At 42.0% G+C, this 19,753-nt stretch carries 22 protein-coding genes; all 22 read right to left on the minus strand.

What is annotated here, in order from left to right; genetic code table 11:
* Positions 1-10: 10 nt before the first annotated feature.
* Positions 11-973, minus strand: coding sequence for a DNA-binding protein WhiA (gene whiA, locus FZF09_RS11410; RefSeq protein ID WP_158736725.1), 963 nt, complete (start codon positions 971-973; stop codon positions 11-13).
* A gap of 68 nt (positions 974-1,041) precedes the next feature.
* A complete protein-coding gene (locus FZF09_RS11415) occupies positions 1,042-1,986 on the minus strand; it encodes a gluconeogenesis factor YvcK family protein (RefSeq protein WP_304503063.1) in 945 nt (314 codons plus the stop codon).
* Positions 1,979-2,872: an RNase adapter RapZ gene (rapZ, locus tag FZF09_RS11420; protein WP_158736726.1), complete on the minus strand. Its 894-nt coding sequence runs from the start codon at positions 2,870-2,872 to the stop codon at positions 1,979-1,981. The genes FZF09_RS11415 and rapZ overlap by 8 nt, the downstream gene beginning before the upstream one ends.
* Before the next feature lie 30 nt (positions 2,873-2,902).
* Positions 2,903-3,370, minus strand: coding sequence for an 8-oxo-dGTP diphosphatase (locus tag FZF09_RS11425; protein WP_158736727.1), 468 nt, complete (start codon positions 3,368-3,370; stop codon positions 2,903-2,905).
* A gap of 272 nt (positions 3,371-3,642) precedes the next feature.
* Positions 3,643-4,587, minus strand: coding sequence for a thioredoxin-disulfide reductase (trxB, locus tag FZF09_RS11430; protein WP_158736728.1), 945 nt, complete (start codon positions 4,585-4,587; stop codon positions 3,643-3,645).
* Between the two features lie 147 nt (positions 4,588-4,734).
* Complete coding sequence (locus FZF09_RS11435; RefSeq protein WP_158736729.1) at positions 4,735-5,790, minus strand: tetratricopeptide repeat protein; 1,056 nt, start codon at positions 5,788-5,790, stop codon at positions 4,735-4,737.
* A gap of 239 nt (positions 5,791-6,029) precedes the next feature.
* Positions 6,030-6,659: a bifunctional phosphoribosyl-AMP cyclohydrolase/phosphoribosyl-ATP diphosphatase HisIE gene (hisIE, locus tag FZF09_RS11440; RefSeq protein WP_158736730.1), complete on the minus strand. Its 630-nt coding sequence runs from the start codon at positions 6,657-6,659 to the stop codon at positions 6,030-6,032.
* Positions 6,656-7,414, minus strand: a complete 759-nt coding sequence (gene hisF / locus FZF09_RS11445; protein ID WP_158736731.1) for an imidazole glycerol phosphate synthase subunit HisF — start codon at positions 7,412-7,414, stop codon at positions 6,656-6,658. Before hisF ends, hisIE begins: the two co-directional genes overlap by 4 nt.
* Positions 7,415-8,149 (minus strand): 1-(5-phosphoribosyl)-5-[(5-phosphoribosylamino)methylideneamino]imidazole-4-carboxamide isomerase, encoded by a 735-nt coding sequence (gene hisA / locus FZF09_RS11450; protein WP_158736732.1) that lies wholly within the window; start codon positions 8,147-8,149, stop codon positions 7,415-7,417. It abuts the gene before it with no gap.
* On the minus strand, positions 8,142-8,786 hold the full coding sequence (hisH, locus tag FZF09_RS11455; protein WP_158736733.1) for an imidazole glycerol phosphate synthase subunit HisH: 645 nt from the start codon (positions 8,784-8,786) through the stop codon (positions 8,142-8,144). The genes hisA and hisH overlap by 8 nt, the downstream gene beginning before the upstream one ends.
* Positions 8,787-9,328: 542 nt before the next feature.
* Entirely contained in the window at positions 9,329-9,919 is a 591-nt protein-coding gene (hisB, locus tag FZF09_RS11460) for an imidazoleglycerol-phosphate dehydratase HisB (RefSeq protein WP_158736734.1), read from the minus strand.
* A complete protein-coding gene (gene hisD / locus FZF09_RS11465; RefSeq protein WP_158736735.1) occupies positions 9,919-11,193 on the minus strand; it encodes a histidinol dehydrogenase in 1,275 nt (424 codons plus the stop codon). Before hisD ends, hisB begins: the two co-directional genes overlap by 1 nt.
* On the minus strand, positions 11,190-11,828 hold the full coding sequence (hisG, locus tag FZF09_RS11470; RefSeq protein WP_158736736.1) for an ATP phosphoribosyltransferase: 639 nt from the start codon (positions 11,826-11,828) through the stop codon (positions 11,190-11,192). The genes hisD and hisG overlap by 4 nt, the downstream gene beginning before the upstream one ends.
* Positions 11,821-13,008, minus strand: a complete 1,188-nt coding sequence (locus FZF09_RS11475) for an ATP phosphoribosyltransferase regulatory subunit (protein WP_158736737.1) — start codon at positions 13,006-13,008, stop codon at positions 11,821-11,823. The genes hisG and FZF09_RS11475 overlap by 8 nt, the downstream gene beginning before the upstream one ends.
* A gap of 417 nt (positions 13,009-13,425) precedes the next feature.
* A complete protein-coding gene (locus FZF09_RS11480) occupies positions 13,426-13,935 on the minus strand; it encodes an acyltransferase (RefSeq protein WP_158736738.1) in 510 nt (169 codons plus the stop codon).
* A complete protein-coding gene (gene ppaX / locus FZF09_RS11485; RefSeq protein ID WP_158736739.1) occupies positions 13,932-14,579 on the minus strand; it encodes a pyrophosphatase PpaX in 648 nt (215 codons plus the stop codon). Before ppaX ends, FZF09_RS11480 begins: the two co-directional genes overlap by 4 nt.
* Positions 14,569-15,519, minus strand: a complete 951-nt coding sequence (locus FZF09_RS11490; protein ID WP_158736740.1) for a nucleoside recognition domain-containing protein — start codon at positions 15,517-15,519, stop codon at positions 14,569-14,571. Before FZF09_RS11490 ends, ppaX begins: the two co-directional genes overlap by 11 nt.
* Positions 15,520-15,827: 308 nt before the next feature.
* Positions 15,828-16,706, minus strand: coding sequence for a prolipoprotein diacylglyceryl transferase (lgt, locus tag FZF09_RS11495; RefSeq protein WP_158736741.1), 879 nt, complete (start codon positions 16,704-16,706; stop codon positions 15,828-15,830).
* A gap of 30 nt (positions 16,707-16,736) precedes the next feature.
* A complete protein-coding gene (gene hprK, locus FZF09_RS11500) occupies positions 16,737-17,672 on the minus strand; it encodes an HPr(Ser) kinase/phosphatase (protein ID WP_158736742.1) in 936 nt (311 codons plus the stop codon).
* A gap of 188 nt (positions 17,673-17,860) precedes the next feature.
* Positions 17,861-18,217 (minus strand): phage holin family protein, encoded by a 357-nt coding sequence (locus FZF09_RS11505; RefSeq protein ID WP_158736743.1) that lies wholly within the window; start codon positions 18,215-18,217, stop codon positions 17,861-17,863.
* Positions 18,217-18,417, minus strand: coding sequence for a PspC domain-containing protein (locus FZF09_RS11510; protein WP_158736744.1), 201 nt, complete (start codon positions 18,415-18,417; stop codon positions 18,217-18,219). The genes FZF09_RS11505 and FZF09_RS11510 overlap by 1 nt, the downstream gene beginning before the upstream one ends.
* Positions 18,418-18,429: 12 nt before the next feature.
* On the minus strand, positions 18,430-19,623 hold the full coding sequence (locus FZF09_RS11515; RefSeq protein ID WP_158736745.1) for a DUF4097 family beta strand repeat-containing protein: 1,194 nt from the start codon (positions 19,621-19,623) through the stop codon (positions 18,430-18,432).
* Positions 19,624-19,753 lie beyond the last annotated feature (130 nt).

Raw genomic sequence — 19,753 nt, forward strand, 5'->3', positions numbered from 1 at the left:
TTATCAATGCTTACGTTTTTTCTAGTTGGACGGTCTCGCCTTTTCGAATTTTTTCTGCTAATTGATCAATTTTTCGAAGGCGGTGATTGACCCCTGATTTACTTACTGGACCATTCGGTACCATTTCTCCGAGTTCTTTTAGGGTAACGTCTTGATGTTTAACACGAAGCTCTGCAATTTCTCTAACTTTATCTGGTAAATGCTGCAGGCCTATTTCATTGTCAACGAGCTGAATATTTTCCACTTGTCTCAATGCTGCACCAACTGTTTTGTTTAAGTTAGCAGTTTCGCAATTGACAAGACGGTTTACCGAATTTCTCATATCCTTCATGATGCGGACATCTTCAAAATAAAGAAGAGCTTGATGGGCACCTATGACATTTAGAAATTCTGTTATTTTTTCACTTTCTTTAATGTATAAGATAAACCCTTTTTTTCTTTCTAAACTTTTTGAGGGAAGGTAAAATTCAAGTAATAAGTCACGTAATGCTTTATTATGTTCTTCATATAAAGAAAATATTTCTAAATGATAAGACGAGGTTTCTGGATGATTGACCGACCCTCCCGCTAAAAAAGCTCCTCGTAGATATGCGCGTTTGCAGCAGTTGTTTTTAATAATATCGGGAGAAATCGAACGAATAAAACGATACCCGTCTTTCATTATGCTTAAATCACTTAAAAGCTCCCGTGCTTCTTCTGAGATACGTACTAAGTATACGTTATTTTTTTTTAAACGCATCTTTTTTCTTACCATCAATTCAACAACTGTTCCTCGGTACACCTTTTTTATTAACTTGTATATACGCCGCGCTATTGCTGCATTTTCAGTAGAAACATCTAAAAGCATCTCTTTCTTTCCAAAAGATATAGAACCATTCATTCTTATTAATGCAGCCAGTTCAGCCTTCGCACAACAATCATCTGTCTCAAATTGAGTTAACTCTTTTTTTGTCATAGCCGCAAAGGATGACATGGTTGAATCACCGCCCTTTTACTCGTTAGGGCCGTATCTTTTCAGAAGCGGCCTTTCCTGCCTTTTCTTTATAGTTCGGTTAATAAAGACTGAGAAACTTTTACTGCATCGTGGCGTAAAAGATTATCTTTAAATTGCATAAACTCATCTTTAATGACTCTCAAACCAAGACTGTCTATTTTATTATCATCACATTGAACTGGTGCAGCATTTTCCTCTTGGTAACGTTTAATAATCGTTTCCGGGATGCTGCCATTATTAACAAGTACGGTATCAATCACGCCATTGCCCGTGTGCTTGTAAATAGCTTCAACATGGTGAGAAGCGGAGAAGTGATCTGTCTCTCCTGCTTGTGTCATTCCGTTGCAGATATAAACTTTTCTTGCTCGCGCTTCATGTATTGCTTTTGTAATACCAGGAACGAGCAAATTTGGGATGACACTCGTATAAAGACTTCCAGGTCCTAAGACAATTAAATCAGCTTTTTGGATCGCTTCTAGACTTTCTGGCAGCGGCTGAATGGTAGAAGGAGATAAAAATACTCTTTTAATATGCTTGCCTGATTTCGGAATACTTGATTCTCCTTTTACAAATGAACCATCTGTCATTTCAGCATGCAATTCAATGCTTTGATTTGCTGCCGGGAACACTTTTCCTCTAACATTTAACACAGTACTAAGTTCACTTATCCCTCTAGCAAAATCACCGGTAATCGAAGTCATACCGGCAAGAAGCAAGTTTCCCAGGGAATGTCCGGAAAGACCATTTCCATTTTCAAAACGGTGCTGAAATAATTGCTCAATCATTGGTTCTACTTCAGCAAGTGCGACGAGAACGTTGCGGACGTCCCCAGGAGGAGGAATATTTAATTCTTTGCGAAGTATTCCTGAACTGCCGCCATCATCAGCAACGGTTACAATAGCTGTAATGTTAACCGGGAAGGTTTTAAGCCCCCTAAGCAGTACAGAAAGTCCTGTCCCTCCGCCGATGACAACAATATTCGGCTTATCCACGATTATATTTCTTTCCTTTCTCTACATCCCGGTGACTTTTATGGGTGGCGTAGTCTCCGGCAAAATAATCTGCAATATACTCAGCCAGGGTTACGGATCGATGCTTGCCTCCTGTACAGCCAATCGCAATAATGAGCTGGCTTTTGCCTTCGCGTTTATATTGAGGAAGCATATACTCTAACATATCAATTAATTTTTTCATAAATTCTTTTGTCTCCGACCATTTTAACACATACGAAGAGACTTCTTCTTCTAATCCTGTTTTTGGCTGAAGGTGTTCAATGTAATGGGGATTTGGCAAAAAACGGACATCAAAGACAAGATCAGCATCGATTGGCAGACCATATTTAAATCCAAAGGACATAACATTAACAGAAAATGCGTCTTTTTCCGGACCTGTAAAAGATTGAATGATGCGTTCGCGCAGCTGTTTAGGCTTTAAATCACTCGTATCAATAATCTGCCGGGCTCTGCCTTTTAAATCCTCTAGAATTTCTCGTTCATGTTGAATCCCTTCAAGCGGCGCTTCTTCAGCAGCAAGCGGATGAGAACGGCGTGTTTCTTTATAACGCTGGACAAGAACATTATCTTTAGCATCTAAAAATAATATATGAGTCCGTAAATTCGTTTTCAATCTTAATTGATCGACCGCTTCAAATAAATGATCAAAAAACTCTCTGCCCCGTAAATCTATAACTAAAGCTACTTTATTCATTTTACCGCCGGAGCTTTCTATTAGATCAATAAATGTGGGAATTAATGCTGGCGGGAGATTGTCAACACAATAATATCCTAAATCTTCAAAGCTTTGCATAGCAACTGTTTTGCCTGCCCCAGACATTCCGGTAATGATTACTACCTGGATATCCTCATTTGGCTGCCCCATCACTGTATCCGTCCCTTCTCTCTATCTTATTCAAATGTTTTCGTCATTTTGCAATTCACTTGATATTAATTGATAGGTTGGGCTGTAGCGGAATGTCCCGTATAATACACCGCTATTTTCTAAAATATGCTGCCAAATCTTCCGGTCTCCTTCTGCCATGGATAGAGCTTTTACTTGTTCTTTTGGCTGCCAGGAAAGAATTCCTTCTGGTGACTTTTTTAATAAATTTCCTTCCCATTTGTTAGCGCTAAAAGTAAACATCATCCACTCGGAAATAACTTTTTCATCTTCTATGATTAAAAAAGTGAAAATCCCTCTAATAACAGGGTTTTTCACCGTAACACCTGTTTCTTCCCAAAATTCACGGACAACAGAATCCCGTACAGATTCCCCTGCCTCCATTTTACCACCGGGTGCGACCCACCAGTTACGGCTCGGTTTTTGAAGCATAAGAACGTGATCATGATCGGTTAGTACACAATTTGTCACACGCTGCATGTTCATCACCTCACATTTACTCTTTCTAGTATACTAAAAGAGCGGGGGATTGCTCAATTTTTTACACCTTTCTGATAAAAATATTTAGAAAAGCACTAATGTTAATGTCAAAATTTCTCTATTTGATGCAAAAAAAGAGCACAGGCATTTGCCTGTGCTACACCAGGATATATAAAAAGGGGGTCAATTACTGTTTCCATTCTACTCTATATTTATTTCATATTTGTTACAGTAGCGTTAAAATCGATTTAAAATTGTAAACATCTTTTTTGTTATGCTTCGACTGTATTTTTCAATTCTTCTACATAATGCTGTGCCGTCTGTGCTGCTAGCGATCCGTCGCCAGTAGCTGTCACAATTTGACGAAGAGATTTTTCACGGAGGTCTCCGGCTGCAAAAATGCCAGGAATTTTTGTTTCCATTTCTTCGTTTGTCACAACGTACCCTTCTTCATTTAAAATATCCAAGCCTTTAACAGCGTCGTTTAAAGGCAGCATCCCGATATAAATAAATGCACCCTCTGTTTCGAATTCATAATCCTCTCCAGACTTCAAATCAGTGAGTGTGACACTGCCGACTTTACCATTGTTTTCGTTAATTTCTTTCACAACTGTGTCCCATTTAAATTCAATTTTATCATTGACAAACGCGCGCTGCTGCAGAATCTTTTGAGCACGGAGCTGATCACGGCGGTGGACTACTGTTACTTTAGAAGCAAAACGCGTCAAGTAAACAGCCTCTTCGACAGCTGAATCTCCGCCACCGACAACAACAATTTCTTTATTGCGGAAAAACGCGCCGTCACACACCGCACAATAAGAGACACCGCGTCCTCCCAATTCTTTTTCGCCTGGTACACCGAGCTGCTTATATTCTGCACCTGTTGCAACGATAACCGAGCGTGTTTTATACTCTTTTCCGCCTGCTCTTACCGTTTTGTACTCTTTTCCGTCTATGATTTCTTTTACATCACCATAAGCGTACTCCGCACCAAATTTTCTCGCATGTTCAAACATTTTATTAGAAAGGTCCGGACCGAGAATATGATCAAATCCCGGATAGTTCTCCACATCTTCTGTATTAGCCATTTGTCCGCCTGGTACACCGCGTTCAAGCATAAGTGTATCCATTTCAGCACGGGACGTATATACAGCAGCTGTCATACCTGCCGGGCCGGCACCTGCTATGATGACATCATAAATTTTTTCTTCTGACATGATGATTCACTCCTCTTTCATATCCATAATATCCCCTGTGAAGCTTTAGCGAATACATTGTGATTTGTCTTATTCATGCCTTATCGTAAATAAATCGAGCAATTAAGTCCAATATTCTGCTTGGGGAAATAATATAGCAGAAAACAATTACAGTTGATGGTGCTGATAAGATTCATGGTTCACATCGCTTGCTGTCAAAAGTCCATGCTGCATCTTTTCTAATAAGACAGAGGCTCCGTGATGATTTCTTATCTGTGCTTGTCTCCACCATTTTTCTGCTTGGTTGTAACGCTTTGTTTGATATGCAGCTACACCGTATTGAAAGAAGAAATTTTCGTCTTCTGAACCAAAACGCTGTGCAAGCATCCGGAAAAAATAATACGCTTCGTCATACTCTCTTAACCTGCATAAGGTTGAAGCAATCCTTTGTAAATGATCTTTATCTAAAGGCACCGTTCTTTTTAACATCTCTGCTATTTCAGAAGCTTCTTTTTCTCTTCCCATTTCTTTATATAAAACGGCTAACTGACATACTGCTGGCAAATATGCATTTTCTTTTAACAAGTCTTTCGTGTAAGCTAATGCCTCTTCTGTCTGGCCTTTTAAATGAAGCACGCGGGCGAGCTGACTTTGAGCAGGCCAATAAGCCGGATAATCAGTAATAATATTTTCAAGCAGCGTTTCCGCTTCATAATATCTTTCTTCTTCTATCATACGTACGGCTTTTTCATACGTTATAATTAGTTCGTCTCCCGTTTTTGTAAAATCATCTTCGGGCTCTTCCTCGACGTCTTCAAGCTTTAAAAGCTGAAGCAAATCTTCGGTATCAGCTGCAAAGTCCCCTTCTGGAACAAAACGCAAGTAAAGCTTTGCCGTTTCTCTTGCCCGGTCGAACAATCCTTGATAAGCATAATTGTTCGCCAAGAAAAAATAACACTCATACATCGATTCATCTAACTCATCAAGAACATAAAGAAGTAATTCATTTGATTTTTCGTATTCTGCCATGTCCGCGTATATAGCAGCCAGTTGGCAGTGAAATACTCCTTGTTCTGGATTTAATTCAACCGCTCGTCGTAAATACTTAACGGCGCGTGTCAGCTCTTTTTTTTGATAAGCCGTGACGCCCCGTTTAAAAAAGTATTCACCATTTTGTATAAAAGGAATCACTTGTCCTTGTTTTTGTTCATTTTGAGTTTTCATAAACTTCCTTCCCCTCCATTAGGAGCACCGTTGCAATATGCCTAGTATATCATCAGACAGAAAGGAAAAAAAGCTGTTCATTTAGGGAATTTCCCCCTTTTTGAACAGCTAAAACAGGCATTATCTTTTACACTCGTAAGTATTTATTAAGGAACAAGAAAGCGGCAGCATGGCCATTCACGCATTCGATGCAGAAAAACGGCCGCTTCCATAAACGAGGTGTTTGTACACTGTTTCCTTTATTTCCCATGGCGTTGTTCAAGTACACCTAATACGTGATCAAGCGGTAGTTTTTGTTCGCGAAGCAGGACAAAAAGGTGATACAAAAGATCCGCACTTTCCCATTTCAGTTCCTCAGCATCACGATTTTTAGAAGCAATGATTACTTCGCTTGCTTCTTCTCCAACTTTCTTTAAAATTTTATCCACACCTTCGGTAAACAGGTATGTCGTATAAGCCCCTTCCGGCATTTCTGCTTCTCTTGCCGCAATCGTTTGCTCTAATTGATTTAAAATATCGAAACGGCCGGCGTGGGCCTCTGTTTTTTCTTCTTCTAAAAGAGATTGACTAAAACAGCTGTACGTACCTTTGTGACAGGCAGGTCCATGAGGGGTCACTTTTACGACCAGTGCGTCTTGGTCACAATCGTAGCGGATATCTGTTACTTGCTGAGTGTTCCCAGATGTTTCTCCTTTATGCCAAAGTTCCTGTCTTGAACGGCTGTAAAACCAGGTCTCTTTTGTCTCCATTGTTTTTGTAAGGGATTCTTTGTTCATATAAGCGAGTGTCAGCACTTCTTTACTAACAGCATCTTGAACAATTGCAGGAATAAGCCCTTTTTCATCAAATGAAAGCTCTTCTATATTCATCGCACCAACACCCCATTCTCTCTTAAATACGTTTTCACTTCTTCCACAGAAGTTTCTTTATAATGAAAAATGGAAGCAGCTAATGCAGCATCTGCTTGTGCCTCTTCAAATATATCTACAAAATGTTCTTTAGCTCCTGCTCCTCCTGATGCAATCACTGGAACGGATACGGCTTCATTTACTTTTTCCGTTAAAGCCTGATCAAACCCCGTTTTAGCGCCGTCCTGATCCATACTTGTTAATAAAATTTCCCCGGCACCGAGGCGGACGACTTCTTTGGCCCAGTCGGATACTTCCCAGTCGGTCGGGGTGCGCCCGCCGTGCGTATAAATTCTCCAGGATCCGAGCTCTTCTTCATATTTTGCATCAATAGCAACCACAATACATTGTGAACCGAAGTAATCTGCGCCTTCTGTAATTAGTTCAGGCCGTTTTACCGCAGCTGTATTCAGCGATACTTTATCTGCCCCTGCCCGCAGGATTGTACGCATGTCACCCAAAGAATTGATGCCGCCTCCTACAGTAAATGGAATAGCAAGGGTTCCAGCCACTTCTTTTACAACTTCCACCATTGTTTTCCGTCCTTCATGAGACGCAGAAATATCAAGAAATACTAGTTCGTCCGCTCCCTGTTCATCATAAAAAGCAGCAAGCTCTACTGGATCACCAGCGTCGCGAAGGTCAACAAACTGAACCCCTTTAACAACGCGTCCTTCTTTTACATCCAAGCATGGAATAATTCGCTTCGTCAGCATTTATTGATCCACCTCCGTCAGCGCCTGTTTGAGGTCGACTTTATCTGTATAAATTGCTTTACCTACAATGGCACCTGCAACACCCTCATTTCGGTAGTTTGCCAGTTCTTTTAAATCGTCCAGTTTACTGACTCCTCCCGATGCAATTACTTTTTTCCCCGTCGCTTTTGCGAGCTCTGCAATGGCTTCAACATTGGGGCCGGATAACATACCATCTTTTGCAATATCTGTGAAAATAAACGTTTCTGCTCCGTATTCGGCCATTTTCTGCCCAAGTGCAACGGCTGTTACTTCAGATGTTTCCAGCCAGCCATTTACCGCCACATATCCATCTCTTGCATCAAGGCCGATTGCAATTTTTTCTTTGTATTTTGCTAGCATTTCTTTTGCAAAGTCAGGGTGCTGTACCGCTACACTTCCTAAAATGACGCGTGCCACCCCATTTTCGAGATAATACGCCACATCTTCTGCCGTACGAATTCCACCGCCTACCTGAACGTTAGCAGAAAGCTCTTTTGCCGCTTTTACGACAAACTCATCGTTAACACGTTTTTTTTCTTTCGCTCCATCTAAATCTACCATATGTATCCAGGAAGCACCGGCTTTTTCAAAGCGTGCTGCCATATCAACTGGAGAGTCACCGTAAACCGTTTCTTTATCATAATCGCCTTGCAGCAGACGAACACATTTTCCACCGCGGATATCAATGGCTGGGTATATTTTAAATTCACTCATATGTCCGGCTCCCTTCTGCGACTACTTTCCCGAAGTTATCCAGCATTTTCATGCCAAGCCGGCTGCTTTTTTCAGGGTGAAATTGGGTTCCCATGATGCGTCCGCGTCCTACAACGGCAGGTACTTCTTGATAGTAATCGCTTGTCGCTACCAGAACATCTTTGTCTGGCGTTTCAATCACGTAGGAATGAACGAAATATACGTGGCCTTCTTCTGTATTTTGCAGCAAATCATGTTCCGGCTGTTCAAATCCCAGTTTATTCCATCCCATGTGCGGAACTTTATATGCTTCTCCGTTTTCGCTCTTTCCTTTGAAAAGTCTCGCATAGCCAGGTAAAAAACCGAGCCCTTCTGTATCTCCGTTTTCTTCGCTGCCTTCAAACAATAACTGCATGCCAAGACAAATGCCTAGAAGCGGTTTTCCATCAGCTGCCCATGTTTTAATAAACTCTTCCTGCTGCTTTTCTTTGAGCAATGTCATAGCATCTCGAAAAGAACCTACTCCTGGTAAAATCAATCCATCCGCTTTCTCAAGCTCTTCTGGGTCTTCGGATAAGAAATAAGAAAGGTCGAGCCGTTCTAGTGCTTTGCTGACACTGTGCAGATTTCCCATACCGTAATCAATAATCCCGATCATGCCCAACTCATTCCTTTCTTTATTGTTTTTCTGGTTTTATTTTGGTTTGGCGAGTCACTGCTGAGATTTGGCAAGGTGCTGCGATTTGGTGTATGCTGTGATGTTCCAGCACTCTACCGGTTATTTTCAGAACTCTTTTTGGATATTTCAGCGCTTCATGGTCGTGATTCAGCTCTTCAGCACTTTAACTCCCTGATTCAGCGCTTTTCATCCCATATTCAGCGCTTCTTCTCGCCTTTTCAGCTCTTTAACTCCTTGACTCAGCGCTTTTCATCCTATATTCAGCGCTTCTTCTCGCCTTTTCAGCTCTTCCCTTCTTTCTTTCAGCGCTCTACCGGTTATTTTCAGAACTTCTTTTGGATATTTCAGCGCTTCATGGTCGTGATTCAGCTCTTCAGCACTTTAACTCCCTGATTCAGCGCTTTTCATCCCATATTCAGCGCTTTTTCTCGCCTTTTCAGCTCTTCCCTTCGTTCTTTCAGCGCTTCGAAACATTGGAGCGGCACTTCTTTCTAATTTTATCTTAGCTCGCTGTGCCCTGTTTAAAGCATTCCCTTCGTAGACGGCACACCTTTTACGCGCTCATCTATTTGCGTTGCCTCATCTAGAGCACGAGCCATTGCTTTAAAGATCGCTTCAATAATATGATGGGTATTGCAGCCATAATGAACAATCACATGAAGGTTCATCCGGGCTTCTAGTGCAAACTTCCATAAAAATTCATGCACCAGTTCCGTGTCAAATGTACCGACTTTCTGACTTGGAAACTCTGCACGACATTCTAGATGCGGGCGATTGCTTAAATCTACGACCACTTGCGCTAGTGTTTCATCCATTGGAACAAACGAGTTTCCGTAGCGGCGGATCCCTTTTTTATCACCGAGAGCGTCCTTAAAAACCTGACCTAGGCAAATGCCGATATCTTCGGTCGTATGGTGATCATCTACTTCGGTATCTCCTTTGGCGTTAATCGTTAGATCAAAGTGCCCGTGTTTCGTAAATAAATCGAGCATATGTGTCATAAATGGGACGCCCGTGGAAATATTGCTTTGGCCTTCTCCATCAATATTCATATCTAAATGAATCTGGGTTTCTCCCGTATTTCTTTCTATAGAGCTAATACGTTCTGCCATTAGTTCTCCCCCTTTTTCCGAACCTCTATGGAGCGAGCGTGAGCTTCTAATCCTTCTAATCTTGCAATCACTGCTATGTCTTCAGCATCCCGCTCAAAAGCTGTTTGGCTGTAAGAGATAATGCTTGATTTTTTCGTAAAATCATCGACATTTAATGGGCTTGAAAAACGGGCCGTTCCATTGGTTGGCAGGACATGGTTCGGACCGGCAAAATAATCCCCAACCGGTTCGGCGCTTAATGGACCGAGAAAAATAGCTCCGGCATGACGAATTTTACCTAGCAGTTCATTTGGCTTTGCGGTTATGATTTCTAAGTGTTCGGGCGCGAGCTGGTTTACTGCTTCCACCGCTTCATCCAGTCCAGCCGCTGTATAAATTGCGCCATGGTCCTTGATGGATGCAGAAGCAATTTCTTTTCTTGGCAGTTCAGCGATCTGTTTTTCTATTTCTGTTTGTACGTTTTCTGCGAGCGTTTTAGAGGTTGTCACTAATACCGCAGATGACATTTCATCATGTTCGGCCTGAGACAGAAGATCTGCCGCTACATAATCAGAACGGGCTGTGTCATCCGCTAACACTACAATTTCACTTGGTCCGGCAATCATATCAATATCAACCTGGCCAAATACTTCGCGTTTTGCAAGAGCGACAAAAATGTTGCCCGGACCCGTAATTTTATCGACAGACGGAACGGTTTCTGTCCCATAAGCAAGAGCTGCAACAGCTTGAGCTCCTCCGGCTTTTAAAATGTGAGTAACACCAAGCTCAGCAGCAGTCACAAGAACAGCAGGAGCAAGCTTGCCTTCTCGGTCGGGCGGGGACGTCATTATAATGTTTCTCACCCCGGCGACCTGTGCTGGAATCACATTCATCATAATCGTAGAAGGATACGCAGCCTTGCCTCCTGGAACATAAACGCCGGCAGAATCGAGCGGTGTAATTTTTTGTCCGAGCATCGTGCCGTCTTCATTTGTCGTTACCCAGGACTGACGAGTTTGGCGTTCATGAAAAGAACGAATATTCCTGCTGGCCCGGCGTAGAGATTCAAGCGTTTGCTGATCAATATGGTCATACGCTTCTTTCATCTCTTCTTCAGTAACAAAAAGATTTTCCAATCGGACACCGTCATACATTTCCGTAAGATCTGTCAGGGCTTTATCACCGTTTTGACGCACTTGGTTAATAATAGCGCCTACGGATTCTCTTTGCTTTTCTGTGCCGGTTTCAATGTCTCGAGTGAGACTAACATCTCCTGTTAGTTCAATAATTTTCACGCTTCATCCTCCTCTACCACTCTGGCAAGACGTTCAACTAAATCATCAATACGAGCATCTTTCACACGGTAGCTCACCGGGTTCACAATCAATCTGGAGGTGATAGGGACAATTGTTTCTAATTCTACCAGACCATTTTCTCTTAATGTACGGCCGGTAGATACAATATCTACGATTCGATCAGCAAGTCCAACGAGAGGAGCCAGTTCAATCGACCCGTTCAATTTAATGATTTCTACTTGTTCGCCTTGTTCTTTAAAATACTGGGTGGCAAGGTTAGGGTATTTCGATGCTACTTTTGGATTGATATCTGTTTTTTCATAGCCAGGCAGTCCAGCGACAGCAAGGTAGCATTCACTGATATTCAAATCAAGCACTTCATATACGTCGCGCTCTTCTTCAATCATCGTATCTTTTCCCGCCACTCCGAGATCTGCCACACCGTGCTCTACATAGGTCGGTACGTCCATTGGTTTGGCTAAAATAAAACGAAGATCAGCTTCCGGCGCATCTACTATTAATTTACGAGAGTCATCAAATTCTGGCGGAAGCGGAAAATCAGCTTCTCGAAGAAGCTCTGCTGCTTCTTCAAAAATTCGTCCCTTTGGCATTGCTACTGTCAATGGTTCACTCATTGCTGGCGCCTCCTTGCTTCTTTCCGATAAAATAGTACACTTCGGCAAAGGCTTCGCTTAGTTCATCAACGTTTTCAACACCTTGCAAGTCTTGCAGTACGACCCTTTTGCCGCTTTCGCGAAGCTGTCCTGCTTCTTCGATGGCTTCTTTTCTGCGCTCTTTACTAAAAAGGATACACGTTTGTTCAGGTAATTCTTCTGTATCCCCAAGCGCCTCTACGAGTAAATCCAAGCGAATGCCAAACCCTGTTGCTTGAGCCGGGCGGTTGAAGTTTTGCAGCAACTCATCATAACGGCCTCCGCTTGATAATGGAAAGCCTAATTTACTTCCATACCCTTCAAAAACCACACCTGTGTAATAGCTCATATGCATAACGAGGTTCAAATCAAGCTTTATATGCTCACTTACCCCATAACCTTCTAGCACATCCCAAAGCTGATGCAAGTCATTTAATGCTTTTGCCGCTTCTCCATTTTGAACGAGTTCTTCGGCATCTTTTAATTTTTCCTGTCCGCCTCTCAACTTTAATAAAGAAAGGAGACGTTTTTCATCAATAGAAGAAAGAGGAAGACTCTTTACATGTTGTTTAAAGCCTACATAATTTTTCTCATATAAGTAACGGCGGAGCGTATTTGCTCTTTCTTCGCTTCCTACTACATCAAGCAGCAGAGCATTTACATAGCCGATATGGCCGATCGCTATTTGAAAATCTTGAAGTCCTGCTTTTTTTAATGCTGCTGCCATTAGTGCGATAACTTCCCCGTCTGCACTTGCTGTTCCGTCTCCGACAAGTTCCACTCCCATCTGTTCAAACTCAGCGGGGCGTCCTCCTTCTCTTTGCTGTGCACGAAACAGCGGGCTGTGATAAGAGAGACGGAGCGGGAAAGCTTGATCTTTTAAGCTCGAAGCTGCGACCCGTGCAATGGGTGCTGTCATATCCGGACGAAGCACAAGTGTGTTCCCTTCTTGGTCAAGCAGTTTAAAAAGCTGCTGATCCAATATCGCTGAAGCAGTGCCGACAGTGTCGTAGTATTCCAAAGCAGGAGTCTCAATAGGCAGATAACCCCAGCAGTCTATTTCTTTTTCCATCCGTTCTCTTACTTTATTTTTTGTTTGATAGTAAGCCGGCAGCGTATCTCTCATTCCGACCGGCTTTTCAAACATAAAAGGTTTGCTCATGATTAGAATGCTCCTTCCGTCTGCTTTCCATATCGCTTTTATCATTTATGTATATTTTAAATATTATTACCGAACGCTTTAGTCTGCTAATGTACTAATGAGATAAAGAATATATCGTGTAGTTTACACGGCTTCCCATTATCCGTCAATAGGAAGATGAAGGCACTTTGTTGAATCCATTGTTAGGTTTAGTGAATAGCTTTAAAAAGCGGTCGATAAATCAAGGTTACAACGGTATATAAGAGGCTGGCATGGGATTTTGAATCTGTAATAAATCCTGCCTTCTCTCAGTTCCTCGAAAAACTTCCCTCTATCTACAAGGCAGATCCCGATGTTCTTCGTATACTTGGCTTGTTGTTTTCATAAAAAGGATGATTTAAACCTATAAATAAAGAAACTTCCCGAAGCAGAATTTCTTTATGTCGGGAAGGAATCATCGTTATTCTTTTTTTCTCGGATAACACGTAGCGGGTTGCCGCCGACAAAACTTCCCGGCGCCACGTCTTTATGTACAACAGAACCGGCGGCCACCACGGCTCCGTTTCCAATCGTAACCCCGGGTAAAATCGTCGCGTTCGCTCCAATTAATACATCGTCCCCTATTTCAACATTTCCGATGCGGTACTCTTTGATTAAATACTCATGGGCTAGTATCGTCGTATTGTAGCCGATGACACTGTTTCGACCGACGCTGATTTTTTCAGGGAACATGATATCCGGCATAACCATTAACGCAAATGCAGTCGTTTCTCCAACCTTCATTTTTAAAAATGTCCGGTACAGCCAATTTTTTATCGGCAAAAATGGAGTGTAACGCGCAGCTTGGATGACAATAAAATTTTTTACCACTTTCCAGAACGGTACCGTTTTGTAAATATGCCAGAGCGAATTGACTGATTCTACCGGAAAACGGTCCGTCCGTCTCATCTCGTCTTCACTCCAACGTAGTCAAGCAGATCTGGCATTTTCTTTAACATAATATCTGGTTCAAACGAGCACAGGTAATCTTCTCCTTTTATCGTCCAGGCCACTCCTGCTGTTTTCACGCCGGCGTTTTTTCCGCCAAGAATGTCATATTGACTGTCACCGACCATCATCGTCTCCTCCGGACGTGATCCTAACTCTTTGATCGCTTTATCGAGTGGTTCTGCATCCGGTTTGACTTTATCTACATCATTAAACGTAATAACAGAGGAAAAATACGGCATTAAGCCAGAAACCTCAAGTCCCAGGCGTGCTGTATGTTTTCGTTTCGTCGTAACAACCCCCAGCTTAACCCCCTGCTCATGCAGTTTTTGGATGGTTTCCGCCACTCCTTCGTATTCTTCAATCAGCTCATCATGGTGGGCCAGGTTATGTTTTTGATACATATCAATGAGCTCCTCAGCACGGTCCGGGTCAATTGTTCGAAAGCTTTCTGTCAGCGGAAGGCCGATATAACCGACAATATCTTCTCTCGTATACCGCCCTGGTGCATAGCTGTCCAACGCATGTTGAAAGGAAGCGATAATCAATTCATTCGTATTTACAAGTGTTCCATCAAAATCAAATAATACAGTATTAATAGTCATACGTTGCCTCCTTACGGGCAAAATCTCTTTTTTCTGATTTGTTCCAAATATAAGCAATCAGTATCGTTAACAGAACAGCCGTTACAAGTCTAATTAGTAATAAAGGAAGAACCGGAATACCCAGCGGAATAAAGATGAGTGTATCTTCTATAACAGCATGACAGGCAACCAGAAAAATAAAGACAAGATATAAATCCTTTTTCTTTACATTATCTTCTTTTATGGCTTGAATCATAACCCCTGCTCCAAAAGCGAGACCAAAAATCACCCCTGAAGCAAGCGTAGTCGAAGTATTTTCACGGATTCCTAGCATCTTTGTAAACGGCGACATCCATTTTGAAAAAACCTGCAGCCAGTTTAAATCTTTCATCACTTGAATAAACACCATAATTGGAATAACGACTAATGCTATCTGTACCACACCCATAATTGCACTCGTTATCCCTTCCCAAACGGCACCTTCCCAGCCGTTAACAGTAGACTGTCCTTCTTGAGATACGAGGCCGTACTGAGCCTGCTTCGCCCCTCCCTGCCATATCCAATGAATCATCAAGGCGGAAAAGAAAGCAAGACCAAGCCGCACTGCAAGCACCACAGACATGCGTATGCCTACTTTTACAGCAACCGCAGATTCTACGAATAAATTATGAGAAAAAGACAGCATAACGGCTAATATAAATACCTCTTTTACTGTTAAATCCATAGATAATATCGCACCGATGGCCGCATATAAATTTAACATGTTCCCGAGGACCAGCGGAATGGCAGCCTCACCCGGAAGTCCAATCCAGCCCATCAGCGGTGCAAGCATGCTGGCCAGCCAATCCAAAAATGGAGTAAACCCGAGTATGGTTATAATGAATGTAATCGGAAAAATAATTTTCCCCAGCGTCCACGTCGTTTGCAGACCTACTTTCAGTCCCTTTTTCAGCGTCTCCATCTCTCTCAAACCTCCATACGCTTAAAACCCCAGTTTCATTGGCAAAAATCACTATCATCGGTGTAAGACAAGCACAAGCACTTTAAAGTCTTTAAGGTAATCGTCTCTTTTATTAGAGCGGAAAGGATTAGACTCCTCTTTTGGTTCACCATCGTTTATCACATAGGCCTTCAGCGGTTGTACATACCGCTGTGCTTTTGGTGAACGTCCGCGTGCGTGTGAAAATTCTATAATAGCACTACTTGTCAGTCCATCCGAGAACGAACGACCAGGGGCAAGCCAGCCAAATGTTGTCGTATGAATGGCCTTTATTTCTTTTTTTTGTTTGTATTTGTTCGTGATTTTCGGTTTTTGTTTTTCCGAAGTCCAGCTCCGTCTTCATCTAAATAATGAGCACGAGCGAGCCCTGTTTTTCTGCGATAGATCCACAATACGATCGATCCAGCAATAAGCAGTAAGGACAACACTTGCGCAGCACGCAGCATGTCTCCTATCATCAAACTGTCTGTGCGCATTCCTTCTACGAAAAAACGACCGATAGAATACCAAATAATATAGCTTAAAAACAGTTCTCCGCGACGTAAATTGACACGGCGCAAAAACATCAAAATCACAAAACCAGCAATATTCCATAATGATTCATATAAAAAGGTAGGATGGTAATAGACCCCATCAATATACATTTGATTAATAATGAATTCAGGCAGCTGCAATCCTTCAAGAAAATCCCGTGATACCGGTCCGCCATGAGCTTCCTGATTCATGAAATTTCCCCAGCGTCCAATCGCTTGACCGAGGATTATACTTGGTGCCGCAATATCAGTAAGTTTCCAAAAAGACACGCTTTTTTTTCGTGCAAAAATGACAGTCGTTAAGACAGCTCCAATCAGTCCTCCATGAATAGCAAGGCCGCCTTCCCAAACAGCCAAAATCTGTCCTGGGTTTTGGGAATAATACTCCCATCTAAAAATCACGTAATAAAGCCTCGCACAAATAATAGAGATGGGAATGGCAAATATAAGCAAGTCTGCAAAAATATCTTTTGGCATGCCGCGTTTGGCAGCTTCTCTGTTTGCAATAATAAAACCTAAAAACGCCCCTAAACCAATAATGATTCCGTACCAATAGACGGTGAGCGGCCCCAGTTCAAAGGCAATCCGATCCATAGGCTGTATCGAATGTATCATGACCGATTTCTCTCCAATCTAATCTTAAACTTAAAATTCTTCCCGGTCTCCGTCTTCAATAACATCGGTAAGGCGGTCAGAAAACTGCTGAGCAGTATTAATGCCCATACGTTTTAAACGGAAGTTCATAGCTGCTACTTCTACAATAACAGCAAGGTTTCGTCCCGGACGTACAGGAATGGTGTATTTCGGAATTTCCGTGTCAATAATTTGCATTTTCGCTTCTTCTATCCCTAAACGATCATACGCTTTAGTCTCATCCCATAGTTCTAAGTGTATCGTCAATGCAATTCGTTTAAACGGACGAACAGCACCAGCACCAAATAGTGTCATCACATCAATGATGCCGAGCCCGCGAATTTCAAGAAGATGCTGAATCAATTCAGGAGGCCGGCCTACAAGAGTATCTCCGTGCTGCTGACTGATCTCAACAGAATCATCTGCAACAAGCCGGTGGCCGCGGCGCACTAAATCGAGTGCTGTCTCACTTTTACCAACACCGCTTGCACCGGTTAAAAGGACTCCTATCCCATAAATATCGACAAGAACACCATGTACTGCAGTGGCCTTAGCTAGCTGAGCTTCCAGATAATTTGTCAGCTGACTGCTTAAACGGGTCGTCGTAACGTCGGCACGCATAATGGGCACTCCCGTTTTTTCTGCGCTTTCAATAAGCTCTGGGGGTGCTGTTAAACCACGGGAAATAATAATGCCCGGCGTGTCATATGTACATAACTTTTCCATTCGTTCACTTTTTTCCTCATCATTTAACTGCTGAAAAAAAGAAAGTTCTGTGCGTCCAAACAACTGTAAACGTTTTGCTGGATAATAGGTAAAAAACCCGGCCATTTCTATACCCGGACGGGAAATGTCACTCGTTGTAATCGCACGATACACACCATCTTCTCCTGCTAATACTTCCAGATTAAAACGTTCCACTAAATCATTTGCCGTTACTTTTGGCATTTATGCTACCCTCCAACCATTTCGACAATCAGGCATTTGCCCGGTTAGAACATCATATTTTTTTACACTTTCACTATTGTAGCATGATTTCTAAAAAATGTGGAAATTTGAGCTAGGGGGCTGCTGGAAAGCGGTAGCAAAAAACATGAAGAATGCTGCCTCTTAGAAAGGGGCAGCATTCGATTTCATCATTTCCTGCGAAGAGGATCAACAATGAAGTTATTAATAAATATATTTAATATCGCTATAATAATTGCAGCCAGTAATGCCATGCCAAACCCTGAAATATAAAAGGAGTCTCCCATTAATTCAGATGTAAGCATTAACAAAGCTGCATTAATGATAAAAATGAAAAGTCCGAGAGTAAACACGGTAATTGGCAGTGTAAGAACAACGAGAAGCGGCCGGACCAGCATATTAATAATCGTTAAAATAATGCTCGCCATCACGGCTGCACCGACTCCTTGCAGCTCAAACCCTTGAAAGAAACCGGCCACCACCATAAGCGTTACCGCATTTACGATAAACGGAACAATACAGCCCATTATTCGACGATATCTCCTTCATTAGGCATGATAATAGCTAAGACAATGTAAGCAATGGGCACAGGCAGCCCCCAGGTAATAATAGCTAATAATACGGTCACGATACGGATTAAAGTTGGATCAACGTTAAAATAATTGGCAATTCCCCCGCACACTCCTGCGAGCATGCGATTATGCTGACTGCGGTGTAATTTTTTCATTCTTTTTCCTCCTTACACATGTTTCGGTTTTATAGAAATAGAACCCGTTTTCGTGGTGGCGTCCAATCGTAAGCGCGGGGAGGCTGCATGATTAGAAGTAAACTGTAATGATTTTTGAATAAAATCTTTTTTCTCTTCTGTAATTTCCATATCGCTTAATGAATAATTGTAATTCCCTACATTGGTTCTTAGCTGTCCTTCCGTGCGAATGTGCTCTGGAATCGTAATAAAAATACTTCCGGTGGTGGCAGAAAGACTAGCTCGTGCATCTTGACTGATAGAGAGCTTACTATCAATTGTGCCGTTAACCGATTCCGCTTCTAAGTCTCGAATATCAGCATCTAATTCAATCGTTCCATTCATTGTTTTAACATCAGCAATATCAAGCTTTCCGCCGTTTAATTTTATCGGACCATTTACCGTTTCACCACTGAACCGCATATGATCGGGGTGATCGATGGTCAAACTGCCGTTTACGGCCTTTCCGGAAAAGCTGTCCGCTTTTATTAATTCCCCTTTCAAATGCCCATTAAACGTGTAGAGCTGAACACGTTCATACGTCTTGCGCGGTAAATACATCACGGCATTCACTTTCATGGACTTGGTTTTCGTGTAAAAGTTCAGCTGGTTTCCTTCCACCTCAAAAGCCGTTTCTTTTAAAAATTCCCGTCGTGCCTCTTCTTGGGTTTTCCCTTTATATACTTTGACCTCACAATTTATTTTTACATCTTTTTCGTTCCAGGGTTTTAATTCAATCGAACCATTTTCAAGGGATATATCGAGCACCGTTTGTTCCATATTTTTGTGCTGAAAAATATGGTGGATATTTTGGTACGTGCCAAAATTAAAGTCCAGGTCCAACTCTTTTATTTTTTGGATAGCACTGTCGATGAAATCGGTAAAACTTGTAGTGGCATCTGACTTTTTCCGTTTTTCTCGTTCCCATTCATCAAAACGCTTGTTGCCTTCATCCCAATTCACATTGGTCGAAAGGCTGTTTGATGTTTCTGGTCCGGAGACAGCTGTGTTCTTTTCTTCAGCAGCAAAAGGAGACTCTTCTTGCTTTTCTGAAGCCTTTTCATCTCCCTTTTCTGACTTCTCTGTACGGTTATCCTGGTTTAACGCTTTTAACAATTTCGCTCCATCTTCTGGCGAAATTTTTTCTTCTTCTACCATTTTTAAAATGAGTTTACGTTCTTCTTCCATGATCTATCCCTTCCTTTTTTTAAACTAAGGGCACATGTATCCATACCTCTGTTCAAATTCGGTATTTTATTAACTAATACGTTAAAGATATCGTTTTCGTTTCAAAAATTCTTCCGACTGAAGACGGATT

Source organism: Alteribacillus sp. YIM 98480 (assembly GCF_009765375.1).
Taxonomy (GTDB): domain Bacteria; phylum Bacillota; class Bacilli; order Bacillales; family Marinococcaceae; genus Alteribacillus.

What these genes read in the sequence shown, in the direction of transcription:
- hprK (WP_158736742.1), bottom strand. Translation starts at nt 17,672, where the DNA reads ATGCCAAAAGTAACGGCAAATGATTTAGTGGAACGTTTTAATCTGGAA.
- FZF09_RS11510 (WP_158736744.1), bottom strand. Translation starts at nt 18,417, where the DNA reads ATGAAAAAATTACACCGCAGTCAGCATAATCGCATGCTCGCAGGAGTG.
- hisIE (WP_158736730.1), bottom strand. Translation starts at nt 6,659, where the DNA reads ATGAATATAGAAGAGCTTTCATTTGATGAAAAAGGGCTTATTCCTGCA.
- hisA (WP_158736732.1), bottom strand. Translation starts at nt 8,149, where the DNA reads ATGAGTGAATTTAAAATATACCCAGCCATTGATATCCGCGGTGGAAAA.
- hisF (WP_158736731.1), bottom strand. Translation starts at nt 7,414, where the DNA reads ATGCTGACGAAGCGAATTATTCCATGCTTGGATGTAAAAGAAGGACGC.
- hisB (WP_158736734.1), bottom strand. Translation starts at nt 9,919, where the DNA reads ATGGCAGAACGTATTAGCTCTATAGAAAGAAATACGGGAGAAACCCAG.
- FZF09_RS11480 (WP_158736738.1), bottom strand. Translation starts at nt 13,935, where the DNA reads ATGAGACGGACGGACCGTTTTCCGGTAGAATCAGTCAATTCGCTCTGG.
- FZF09_RS11425 (WP_158736727.1), bottom strand. Translation starts at nt 3,370, where the DNA reads ATGCAGCGTGTGACAAATTGTGTACTAACCGATCATGATCACGTTCTT.
- whiA (WP_158736725.1), bottom strand. Translation starts at nt 973, where the DNA reads ATGTCATCCTTTGCGGCTATGACAAAAAAAGAGTTAACTCAATTTGAG.
- hisG (WP_158736736.1), bottom strand. Translation starts at nt 11,828, where the DNA reads ATGAGTGAACCATTGACAGTAGCAATGCCAAAGGGACGAATTTTTGAA.
- ppaX (WP_158736739.1), bottom strand. Translation starts at nt 14,579, where the DNA reads ATGACTATTAATACTGTATTATTTGATTTTGATGGAACACTTGTAAAT.
- hisH (WP_158736733.1), bottom strand. Translation starts at nt 8,786, where the DNA reads ATGATCGGGATTATTGATTACGGTATGGGAAATCTGCACAGTGTCAGC.
- trxB (WP_158736728.1), bottom strand. Translation starts at nt 4,587, where the DNA reads ATGTCAGAAGAAAAAATTTATGATGTCATCATAGCAGGTGCCGGCCCG.
- FZF09_RS11475 (WP_158736737.1), bottom strand. Translation starts at nt 13,008, where the DNA reads ATGAGCAAACCTTTTATGTTTGAAAAGCCGGTCGGAATGAGAGATACG.
- FZF09_RS11490 (WP_158736740.1), bottom strand. Translation starts at nt 15,519, where the DNA reads ATGGAGACGCTGAAAAAGGGACTGAAAGTAGGTCTGCAAACGACGTGG.
- rapZ (WP_158736726.1), bottom strand. Translation starts at nt 2,872, where the DNA reads ATGGGGCAGCCAAATGAGGATATCCAGGTAGTAATCATTACCGGAATG.
- lgt (WP_158736741.1), bottom strand. Translation starts at nt 16,706, where the DNA reads ATGATACATTCGATACAGCCTATGGATCGGATTGCCTTTGAACTGGGG.
- FZF09_RS11515 (WP_158736745.1), bottom strand. Translation starts at nt 19,623, where the DNA reads ATGGAAGAAGAACGTAAACTCATTTTAAAAATGGTAGAAGAAGAAAAA.
- FZF09_RS11505 (WP_158736743.1), bottom strand. Translation starts at nt 18,217, where the DNA reads ATGGGCTGTATTGTTCCGTTTATCGTAAATGCGGTAACGCTTATGGTG.
- FZF09_RS11435 (WP_158736729.1), bottom strand. Translation starts at nt 5,790, where the DNA reads ATGAAAACTCAAAATGAACAAAAACAAGGACAAGTGATTCCTTTTATA.